This is a genomic window from uncultured Novosphingobium sp., from assembly GCF_964277725.1.
GTDB classification, from domain to species: Bacteria; Pseudomonadota; Alphaproteobacteria; order Sphingomonadales; family Sphingomonadaceae; genus Novosphingobium; species Novosphingobium fluoreni.
The window spans coordinates 1-9,781 of the sequence record NZ_CAXYKL010000122.1 but is presented as its reverse complement, the minus strand read 5'-3'; the positions used below and the strand labels follow the sequence as shown (position 1 = coordinate 9,781).

Annotated in this window: 10 protein-coding genes and 1 pseudogene; 6 read left to right on the top strand and 5 right to left on the bottom strand. The window is 64.3% G+C overall.

Annotated features, from left to right (window positions below; translation table 11 throughout):
* A partial coding sequence (locus tag ACHWRX_RS07200; RefSeq protein ID WP_394658678.1) for an ATP-binding protein occupies window positions 1-744 on the top strand: 744 nt, incomplete at its 5' end.
* A 114-nt stretch (window positions 745-858) separates the two neighbouring features.
* A complete protein-coding gene (locus ACHWRX_RS07195) occupies window positions 859-1,284 on the top strand; it encodes a GFA family protein (protein WP_394658677.1) in 426 nt (141 codons plus the stop codon).
* Here ACHWRX_RS07195 and ACHWRX_RS07190 read toward each other — a convergent pair.
* On the bottom strand, window positions 1,268-2,023 hold the full coding sequence (locus ACHWRX_RS07190) for an esterase/lipase family protein (RefSeq protein ID WP_394658679.1): 756 nt from the start codon (window positions 2,021-2,023) through the stop codon (window positions 1,268-1,270). The two genes, ACHWRX_RS07195 and ACHWRX_RS07190, sit on opposite strands and share 17 nt — an antisense overlap.
* Before the next feature lie 226 nt (window positions 2,024-2,249).
* On the opposite strand from ACHWRX_RS07190, the gene uvrB reads away from it, so the two are divergent.
* From uvrB to aat, 3 genes are all read left to right on the top strand, one after another.
* Window positions 2,250-4,436, top strand: coding sequence for an excinuclease ABC subunit UvrB (gene uvrB, locus ACHWRX_RS07185; protein ID WP_394658676.1), 2,187 nt, complete (start codon window positions 2,250-2,252; stop codon window positions 4,434-4,436).
* Window positions 4,433-4,927: a Holliday junction resolvase RuvX gene (gene ruvX / locus ACHWRX_RS07180; RefSeq protein WP_058735139.1), complete on the top strand. Its 495-nt coding sequence runs from the start codon at window positions 4,433-4,435 to the stop codon at window positions 4,925-4,927. The genes uvrB and ruvX overlap by 4 nt, the downstream gene beginning before the upstream one ends.
* Before the next feature lie 106 nt (window positions 4,928-5,033).
* Complete coding sequence (gene aat / locus ACHWRX_RS07175) at window positions 5,034-5,813, top strand: leucyl/phenylalanyl-tRNA--protein transferase (protein WP_394658675.1); 780 nt, start codon at window positions 5,034-5,036, stop codon at window positions 5,811-5,813.
* A gap of 35 nt (window positions 5,814-5,848) precedes the next feature.
* Here the strand turns inward: aat and ACHWRX_RS07170 are convergent.
* The 4 genes and pseudogenes from ACHWRX_RS07170 to ACHWRX_RS07155 all read right to left on the bottom strand — a co-directional run.
* Window positions 5,849-6,031 (bottom strand): annotated as a pseudogene (locus tag ACHWRX_RS07170) (DUF2155 domain-containing protein); the annotation flags it as partial.
* A 259-nt stretch (window positions 6,032-6,290) separates the two neighbouring features.
* Window positions 6,291-6,692 (bottom strand): NADH:ubiquinone oxidoreductase subunit NDUFA12, encoded by a 402-nt coding sequence (locus tag ACHWRX_RS07165; protein WP_058735142.1) that lies wholly within the window; start codon window positions 6,690-6,692, stop codon window positions 6,291-6,293.
* Window positions 6,693-6,753: 61 nt separating this feature from the next.
* Window positions 6,754-7,269 (bottom strand): DUF192 domain-containing protein, encoded by a 516-nt coding sequence (locus ACHWRX_RS07160; RefSeq protein WP_394658674.1) that lies wholly within the window; start codon window positions 7,267-7,269, stop codon window positions 6,754-6,756.
* Window positions 7,260-7,814 (bottom strand): hypothetical protein, encoded by a 555-nt coding sequence (locus tag ACHWRX_RS07155; protein WP_394658673.1) that lies wholly within the window; start codon window positions 7,812-7,814, stop codon window positions 7,260-7,262. Before ACHWRX_RS07155 ends, ACHWRX_RS07160 begins: the two co-directional genes overlap by 10 nt.
* Before the next feature lie 142 nt (window positions 7,815-7,956).
* Between ACHWRX_RS07155 and ACHWRX_RS07150 the strand changes: the two genes are divergently transcribed.
* Complete coding sequence (locus ACHWRX_RS07150; protein ID WP_394658672.1) at window positions 7,957-9,720, top strand: fatty acyl-AMP ligase; 1,764 nt, start codon at window positions 7,957-7,959, stop codon at window positions 9,718-9,720.
* Window positions 9,721-9,781: the final 61 nt, after the last annotated feature.

Sequence of the window (9,781 nt, the reverse complement as noted above, 5' to 3'; positions counted from 1 at the left end):
GAAGGCCGCATCAGCCGCGCCAGGCCCTACCGCGCGCCGCATCACTCCGCTTCGATGGCGGCGCTGACCGGCGGCGGCCTGAAAGTGAAGCCGGGCGAAGTCTCGATGGCGCACCTGGGCGTCCTGTTTCTCGACGAACTTCCCGAGTTCCAGCGCGCCGTACTTGATTCGCTTCGTCAGCCCTTGGAAACCGGCGAAGTCACCGTTGCCAGAGCCAATGCCCACGTCACCTACCCGGCCCGGGTGCAATTGATCGCAGCGATGAACCCCTGCCGCTGCGGGCACTTGGGCGATCCCGCGCTGGGGTGCAGCCGCGCGCCGCGCTGCGCCGCCGATTATCAAAGCAAGGTCTCCGGTCCGCTGCTCGATCGAATCGACTTGCACGTCGATGTCGATCCCGTCAGCGCGGTGGACCTTGGACTCCCACCCCCGAGCGAGGGCAGCGAACAAGTGGCTGCCCGAGTGGCGTACGCGCGGGCAGTGCAGACCGAAAGGTTGGAGGGCACCGGCCTTCGCAGCAACGCCGAGCTTGACGGTGACTTGCTCGAAACCCACGCCACCCCGGACGAGGCGGGCCGCAAGCTGCTGATGCAGGCGGCTGAGGCGATGCGGCTCTCGGCACGCAGCTATACGCGTATCCTGAGGGTCGCGCGGACGATCGCCGATTTGGCTGGAGCACCTGGGATCGGCCGCATTCACATAGCCGAGGCGCTGAGTTATCGTCGGCAACCGCCGCGAAGCTGACGGCTAGCTGAAGCTTGGCATCGGCGGCCATATCAGGAATAGTTGAATGGCCCGCCACGGAAGCCGCGTCGGGGCAGGCCTGTCGAAGCGCTGAAAGCGGAAGGTGTCAGGACGATGACTGCCGACAAAACTGTACACACAGGCCTGTGTCATTGCGGGGCGGTTCGCTTTGAGGCGACACTGAGTGATGGCTTCGAGACCATCCGCCGCTGCACCTGTTCCTATTGCCGAGTGCGTGGAGCGGTGGCCGTATCGGTGGAGATCGGCGGCATTCGGTTCCTCCAGGGCGAGGATCAGTTGACGAGCTATCGATTCAACACGGGATCGGCGCAACACTTCTTCTGCTCGCACTGCGGCATCTACACGCATCACCAGCGCCGATCGGTTCCCAATCAGTACGGCGTGAATGTGGCTTGCCTTGATGGAGTGAGCCCATTCGATTTTCGCGAAGTGCCGGTGCTGGATGGGGTCAACCACCCGAAGGACAATGCGGGCCGCGCCGTTCTGGCCGGCACGTTGCGCTTTATTCCGGCTGCGTGACCGAGTCGGCGGCCTGCCCCTCGCGGTCCAATTCACGCAGTACCGCCGCTACTACTTCCGGAGCGCCGGCAAATCCCAAGTGAGTACAACGCAGAGCGACCGCCCGATCCCGCTCACCCGGCCAGCCCGCGGCAGAGCGCGGATGCACCACGCCGTCGCGGGGGCTCCACAAGGCAGTAGTCGGCACGGGCGGCTTGGCCCGAAATTCGCAGGAGACCGGCGGTTCGTCCACGGAATGCCCGGTGATAACCTGATAGGCCCGCCATGCATTGTTGTCGCGCGGATTGCCCGAGAACGGCGTGCCCATCGTAATCACGCGCGCGACACTATCCGGCTCACGCCGTGCGATCTCCCGCGCGAACAGGCCGCCCAGGCTCCAGCCGATCAAGGTCACGGGCCGCCGGTGCTGGCGCGCAAGCGCTCCCACTCGGCGCATCAGGAAGGCAAAGTTCTGCTCGGTAGGCCCAAGGTTGAAGCCCAGTCCCCAATCGAGGACGGTATGCCCCGCCGCCGCCAAGCCATCGGCCAGCGGCTTCATCCGCTTGGGATGAGCACCGAAGCCAGGCAACAGCATGACGATTTGTGGGCTGGCGGCCTGGAGGGGCACATGCCGACCCGGTCGCCGGTGAAGCGAGGCGACTTCTCCCCATAGATAACGCAGCGGCGGAGTGCGCACGCCTTCGGGGCGCGGCATGCGGGCGAGTGCGGACCGGCGCAGGACTTCCGCCCGGGCGCGCATCGTGCGCTCCTCGGCGATCCTCCAGAAATTGCCCGGTATGGCCAGCACTTCGCTTAGTCTCCTGTTAGATGTCGATCTTGCCGAACGAATGCGCGGCTGCAGAGTTGCCCACTATGCGCCGCGATCGCCAACGTCACCTGAATGGCGCAACTGTAATCGAATTGCCATGATTGATGGCCGACCGGGCGCATTGCGGCTGGGCGCACCATACCCCATATGTTCCGCCATGCCCGAACTCGTCATCCGCCGCGGCTTGGAAGAGCCTGACACATCCGGAAACTTCGTGCCGCACAAGCCGACGCGGCCCGAAAAATCGATGCCGGGCAAGCGGTTCGTGATCCAGTCCGACTATGCGCCCGCAGGCGACCAGCCGACCGCCATCGCCGATCTCGTCGCCGCCGCGCTGGAGGGTGAGAAGACACAGACGCTGCTGGGCGTCACCGGCTCTGGCAAGACCTTCACCATGGCCAAGGTGATCGAGGAATTGCAGCGCCCGGCGTTGATCCTGGCCCCCAACAAGATCCTGGCCGCACAGCTTTATGCCGAGTTCCGCGACTTCTTCCCGGACAATGCGGTCGAGTATTTCGTATCCTATTACGACTACTATCAGCCCGAGGCCTACGTCCCCCGATCGGACACGTACATCGAGAAGGAAAGCTCGGTGAACGAAGCGATCGACCGGATGCGCCATTCGGCCACGCGTGCGCTGCTGGAACGGGACGACGTGATCATCGTCGCCTCGGTTTCCTGCCTCTACGGCATCGGCTCGGTCGAAACCTATTCGGCGATGATCTTTGATCTCAAGCAGGGTGAGACGCAGGACCAGCGCGAGATCATCCGTAAGCTCGTGGCGTTGCAGTACAAGCGTAATGACACCGCCTTCGCACGCGGCAACTTCCGGGTGCGCGGTGATAATCTGGAGCTGTTCCCGTCCCACCTGGAAGACACCGCCTGGCGCATCAGCTTCTTCGGCGACGAGATCGAGGAGATCGCCGAGTTCGATCCGCTGACCGGCAAGAAAGGCCAGGCTCTGGAAAAGGTGCGCGTCTATGCCAATTCGCACTACGTGACACCCGGCCCGACGATGAAGCAGGCGAGCGAGGCCATCAAGTTCGAGCTGACGGAGCGGCTGAAGGAACTGGAGATCGAAGGCCGACTGCTGGAAGCCCAGCGGCTGGAGCAACGCACCAACTTCGATCTGGAGATGATCGCCGCCACCGGATCGTGCAACGGCATCGAGAACTACAGTCGCTTCCTCACCGGCCGCCTGCCCGGCGAGCCACCGCCGACACTGTTCGAGTATCTGCCGGACAACGCCCTGCTGTTCGTGGACGAGAGCCATCAGACCGTGCCGCAAGTCGGCGCGATGGCCAGAGGCGACCATCGACGCAAGATCACCCTGGCCGAGTACGGCTTTCGGCTGCCCAGTTGCATTGACAACCGCCCGCTGCGCTTCAACGAGTGGGACGCGATGCGCCCGCAGACGATTGCGGTCTCCGCCACGCCCGGCCGCTGGGAGATAGAGGAATCGGGCGGCGTCTTCGCCGAACAGGTGATTCGCCCGACCGGATTGATCGATCCGCCAGTGGAGATCCGGCCGGTCGAGGACCAGGTGCAGGATTGCATCGAACAATGCAAAACGACGGCCGCCAACGGCTATCGCACCCTCGTCACGACTCTCACCAAGCGCATGGCCGAAGACCTGACCGAGTTCATGCACGAGCAGGGCGTCAGGGTGCGATACATGCACTCCGACGTCGAGACGCTGGAGCGCATCGAGCTGATCCGCGACTTGCGGCTGGGCGTCTATGACGTGCTGATCGGCATCAACCTCCTGCGCGAGGGGCTGGACATTCCCGAGTGCGGTCTGGTCTGCATCCTCGATGCCGACAAGGAGGGCTTCCTGCGCTCCGAAACCTCGCTGATCCAGACCATCGGCCGCGCCGCCCGCAATGTTGACGGCCGCGTGATCCTCTACGCCGATCGCATGACCGGCAGCATGGAGCGGGCGATCACCGAGACCGACCGCCGTCGCGCCCGCCAGCAGGAATTCAACGAAGCGAACGGGATCACCCCGCAGACGATCAAGCGCCGCATCGCCGATATCGTCGCCGACACCGCCAGCCGCGATGGCGTGCTGGTGGACATCGACGCGGAAGGCCAGAACAACCTGGTCGGCCACAACCTGCGCGGTTACATCGAAGACCTGGAAAAGAAGATGCGCGCCGCCGCAGCCGATCTGGAGTTCGAAGAAGCCGGCCGCCTGCGCGACGAGATCCGCAAGCTGGAAGGCGAGGAACTTGGCCTTCCCGACAAGGACAAGCGCGCACCGATCGTGGGACGCAGCAACGAGGGTAAACCCGGCACGCGCAAGATGCGCTATGGCAAGACGCAAAGGAAGTTCGGGAAGTGAGTGAACCGCCGGTTGCCGCTCCCCCCGTCACCACCAGCGCGCTGGAATATCGCGATGCCTTGCCCGGAGGCGGTGGATTGCTGGGTCTTGATCTTGGCACTCAGACCATCGGCACGGCATTCTGCGATGCCGGCTGGCGGATCGCCTCGCCGGGCAAGACGCTGAAGCGCGGAAAGTTCGGGGCGGACAAGGCCGCGTTGGAGGGATTGATTCGCGAGCGGGGGATCAAGGGCTTGGTGATCGGCCTGCCGCTGAACATGGATGGCAGTTCCGGTCCGCGCGCGCAGTCGAGCCGCGCTTATGCGCGCAATCTGGCAGTGTTGGGGCTGCCGATCCTGCTCTGGGACGAGCGCTGGTCGACCAGCGGGGCGGAGCGTGATCTGATCGCGCAGGACATGAGCCGCGCCAAACGGGCAGAGCGGATCGATTCGGCGGCGGCGGCAGTGATCCTGCAGGGTGCGATCGATGCTTTGGCCGGGGGCATGTTCTAGCGCATTTCCCCGCGCGCTGCCTGTGAAAGGCCAGCCGCCGAATGGCATCTCGTCTTTAGAAAACTCTGCTACGTTCCTCAGTGTGCACGCTTCCGTCTCCTCGCCCATGATCGATTCCGAACTGCTGATGCTGGCCTATCGCAGCGGCGTGTTTCCCATGGCCGACCGGCGTGACGATCCCGATGTCTTCTGGGTCGAGCCCCGCTTGCGCGCGATCCTGCCGCTCGATGGGTTCCATCTCTCGCAGTCGCTCGCTCGCACTCTGCGGCGCGGGCGATTCACGGTGACGTGCAACGAAGCCTTTCCGGATGTGCTGAATGCCTGTGCGGCCCCGCGCGCGGAAGAGCATGAAAGCTGGATCAGCCACCGCATCCAGGCGAGCTATGAGCGGCTTCATGCGCTGGGGCATGCCCATTCGATCGAATGTTGGGAAACCCTGCCGAACGGCTCTCGCATCCTGGTTGGCGGGCTTTACGGCGTCGGCTTCGATCGGGCGTTTTGCGGTGAGAGCATGTTCTCACGCCGCACCGACGCATCGAAAGTTGCGCTGTGCTGGCTGGTCGCTTCGCTGCGTAAAGCGGGCGCGCAATTGCTGGATTGCCAGTTTATGACCCCGCACCTTGCTTCGTTAGGGGCGGTGGAAATTAGCCAAAAGCGGTATCTGACCCTGCTGAAACAAGCTCAATCCGGGGCATTGGCCTCTTCCACGACGTCCTCTTCCGGCGCCGCCGGGGCGGCCGGTGTGGCTGCGGCGGACGGCGATGCCGCAGGGCGAGCGCTCGCGGTGCCGGAGGCCTTTGCCGCGCTCTTGGCCGAGGCTGCGTCCGCCGGGCCCGCTTCTTCACCTGGGAAATTCATCGCACACTTTTTGACCCAGACATCGTAGACCGGGTGCTGCACGACGTTCAGCGCAGGCGAATTCTTGAAAAGCCAGCCGGAGAAGATCTTGTGCCAGCCCAGCTTTTCCTGAGCGGTGGCGCGATCCTGCACGAAGACCTGCACGAAAGCGCCCTCATCCGCCGGCGCTTCCCACGGCAACGTGCGTTCGCATGACGCCAGCTTGAGCACGACATTGCCGACGCGCCGAGTCTCGCCCGGCTTCATCACCACGTCCTGGCTCAGGTTGTTGCGCTTGTTCAGCAGGCCCAGCGTGGCAACGCGCTCTTTGAGCGGGGTGCCATAATCGTCCTTGCCGACGACGGGGATCACGGCCTTGCCGCCGGTCTGCGCGATCGCTTCGGGAACGCCGGTTTCCTGCGCCTCCGGCGCTGGCTCTCCCTTGCAGGCGGACAACAGGGCAAGCGCAGCGAACGGTGCCGCGATCGCCCCCCTTGCCATGCAAAACCGCTTCAACGCGCTTTCCTCAGGCGTCCGGGGACCAGGCTTCGTAGTCCCCCGTGGCGCGGGCGCGTTGGCCACCACGCTCCAATGCGCCCTGCGGACGATAAGCGTTGCCGGTGCCGGTGGCGTTGGGCGTGTAGTCCACCTCCCAGATGCGGGCCGGCGGCAGATTGCTTTCCGGCAAGCCGTCAGAATTGTGGTGAAGCCACCCGTGCCATTCGGCGGGCACGTTGCTGGCGTCGTTCGCGCCAGCGTACATGACCCAGCGGCGCTCATACCCTTGCGTGGTCTTCAGCTTGGCCGAGCGGAAATAGGTGTTTCCTTGCGCGTCCGTGCCGACGTGTTCGCCATTGCGCGCGCTCCACAGCGAAGTGCCGATTGTCGCGCCGTTCCACCAGGTGAAGATCTTTGAGAGGATGCTCATAGCGGCCTCGCGTTAGCCCCCTTCGCCGCTCGTGCCAAGCGGATTGGGCAAGGATATGCCCTCACCGCGCCTTCGGCAGCTTCCAGCTGACCTTGTCGCCCGGCTTGATGCCCAGTTGCGCCGCCCGGCCGCCGTTCAGTTCCAGCACCGCCCCGGCGATCCCTTCGGACGGCACCGGCGTCAGGTCATACGGCAAGGCATTGGCGATGTTGAGGATCCTGCCGTTGGGCGCGATAAAGATGATGTCCAGCGGGATCACCGTGTTCTTCATCCAGAACGAGGGGCGACGCGGCGTTGCTTCCGGAAATATCATGCCCTCATCCGCGCCCATTTCGGTACGGAACATCAGGCCTTTGGCCTGTTCCTCCTGCGATGCCGCCACTTCGACGCGGAAGGCGTGAGTCTTCGCCCCGCTGCGGATCGTCAGGTCGATAACGGGCAGACCGGATACCGCATGCACCGTCGGCGCGGCGGTGGCGCTCTTGGCGTTCGCTGCGCCGGAGCTGCCGTCCAAGCCGCCAGAAGAACACGCGCCCAGCGCCAGCGCCAGGGCCGCAAGTGTCGGTATCAATCGCAAAGGTCATCTCCTTGCGCCGACTCGAGCCATTCCTCGAGCGCGGCAATCGTCGTCGATTCCACGATCCGACGCGCATTGTCGAGCGTATGTCCCGCGCGCAGCATCGCGGCCACCTGCTTGTCGCGCAGCGGACGGTCCGGGAGAGGATCGTGCCATGGGCCGAACCGCCGCCGCCGGGCCAGCGCGACGGCCGACTGCCGCGCCATGCCCGCGTCTGGCGCCACATCCACGCGCACCGCCTCCTCCACCCCTGCCGCCCGCAAAGCCTCGCCCACGCGCCGCCCGCCGTAGCCGCGGCGCAGCAAGCTGTCCGACTTCATCCGGGCATAGACCGCATCGTCGACATAGCCCGCCTCGGCAAAGCGGCGTGAAAGGGCGGCGGCATTCGGCATTTCCTCGTCGTCCCAGCCACGCTCCCGCAGCTTGCGGATAAGATAGGCCTCCAGCTTTGCACGGGTGGTGGCGAAGCGGGCGACATAGGACAAAGCCAGCTCTTCCAGCCGTTTGTCGTCCAATGGCGACGGTTTGCGGTCAGTTCGTGGCATGCTGCCCTATTCGTGCCACAGTCGCCCTGGAATGAGGAGCGCTATAGCATTGCGTGGGAGAGAGGTGTTTCGCAATCGTTGAAACCCCGATAAGGGCCCGCGCAACCATGCGAAAAAGATCAACAGCACAAGGTTTTGTGAGATGAACGACACCATCGGACTGGTGCCGGACCTGGCGGAGACCAAGTTGCTCGCCACCCCCAATACCGACAGCCTGCCGCGTCGTCTGGCTGACTTCGAGACATTCGGCGAAGCGCTGGATTATGCCGCAACAGGCAAGCGCGGCTTCAATTTCCACGATCCGCGCGGCACGCTGACCCGGGCTTATCGCTATACCGAACTGCGCGAGGATGCTCGCCAGGTTGCTTATGAACTGATCGCGCGCGGCTTTGTGCCGGGTGATCGCCTGGCCCTGATCGCGGAGACCGGGCCGGAGTTCGCGGCGCTGTTCTGCGGCGCGATCTACGCTGGCGTATGGCCGGTGCCGCTGCCGCTGCCCACCAGCTTTGGCGGCAAGGACAACTACATCGAGCAGCTGGCCGTGCAGCTCAACAGCTCTGACCCCAAGATGCTGGTCGGTCCTAACGAGATCAGCGAGATGACCGCCGCCGCCGCCGCCCGCCAAGGGTGCGAGCATGCCGGCTGGGACGATTTTACCGCTGGCACCGCGGTTGCGGTGGACCTGCCGAACATCCAGACCGACGATATCTGCTACCTCCAGTACTCGTCCGGCTCCACCCGTTTCCCACATGGCGTTGCCGTCACCCATCGCTCGCTGTTGTCGAACCTGTCGGCGCACAGTCACGCCATGGTGCTGGAGGATGACGATCGCTGCATCTCCTGGTTGCCGTGGTATCACGACATGGGGCTGGTCGGCTGTTTCCTGTCGCTGATCGCAAACCAGGTTTCTGGCGATTACCTGAAGACAGAGGATTTCGCCCGTCGTCCGCTGGCGTGGCTTGACCTGATCACGCGTAACCAGGGCACATCGGTCTCCTACTCGCCCACCTTCGGCTATGACATCTGCGCGCGCCGCATCTCCAGCCAAACGGCCGTGAACGATCGCTTCGACTTGTCGCGCTGGCGCCTGGCCGGCAACGGTGCGGACATGATCCGGCCCGACGTGATGCAAAGCTTCGTCAATGCCTTTGCGGATGCCGGTTTCAAGGCAAGCGCCTTTCTGCCCAGCTACGGCCTGGCCGAAGCGACCCTGGCCGTCACCGTCATGCCGCCCGGCGAAGGCATCCGCGTCGAATTGGTCGAGGAAGAGCGCCTGTCCGGCTCTCCCCGCGATCTCAGCCGCCCCGCCCGCTACCGCGCCATCGTCAACTGCGGCAAGGCCGTGAAGGACATGGAAGTGGTGATCCGGGGCGAGGACGGCGGCACGCTGCGCGATCATCAGATTGGCAAGGTGTGGTGCCGCGGCACCAGCGTAATGCATTCCTATTTCCGCGATCCCGAAGCCACCGCCGCCTGCCTGGTCGATGGCTGGCTCGATACTGGTGACATGGGGTACATGGCCAAAGGCTACCTGTTCATCGTCGGCCGGGCGAAGGACATGATCATCATCAACGGCAAGAACCACTGGCCTCAGGATATCGAATGGGCGGTGGAGCAATTGCCTGGCTTCAACCATGGCGATATCGCGGCTTTCTCGATCGAGATGGAAAATGGCGAGGAAACCCCAGCTGTGCTGGTCCATTGCCGCGTGTCCGATCCGGTCAAGCGCCTGGAGCTGCGTGATCAGATCCGCGACAAGGTGCGCGCCATCACCGGCATGAACTGCGTGATCGAGCTGATCCCGCCCAAGAGCCTCCCTCGCACCAGTTCCGGCAAGCTCAGCCGCGCGAAGGCGAAGAAGCTGTACCTCTCGGGCGAGATCGCGCCGTTCGATCTGGCCGCCTGAGGCTTCATCGGCAGCGGGGGGATCGAGGCGTTCCCCCTTCCGTCCCGCTAGATATTGCGGT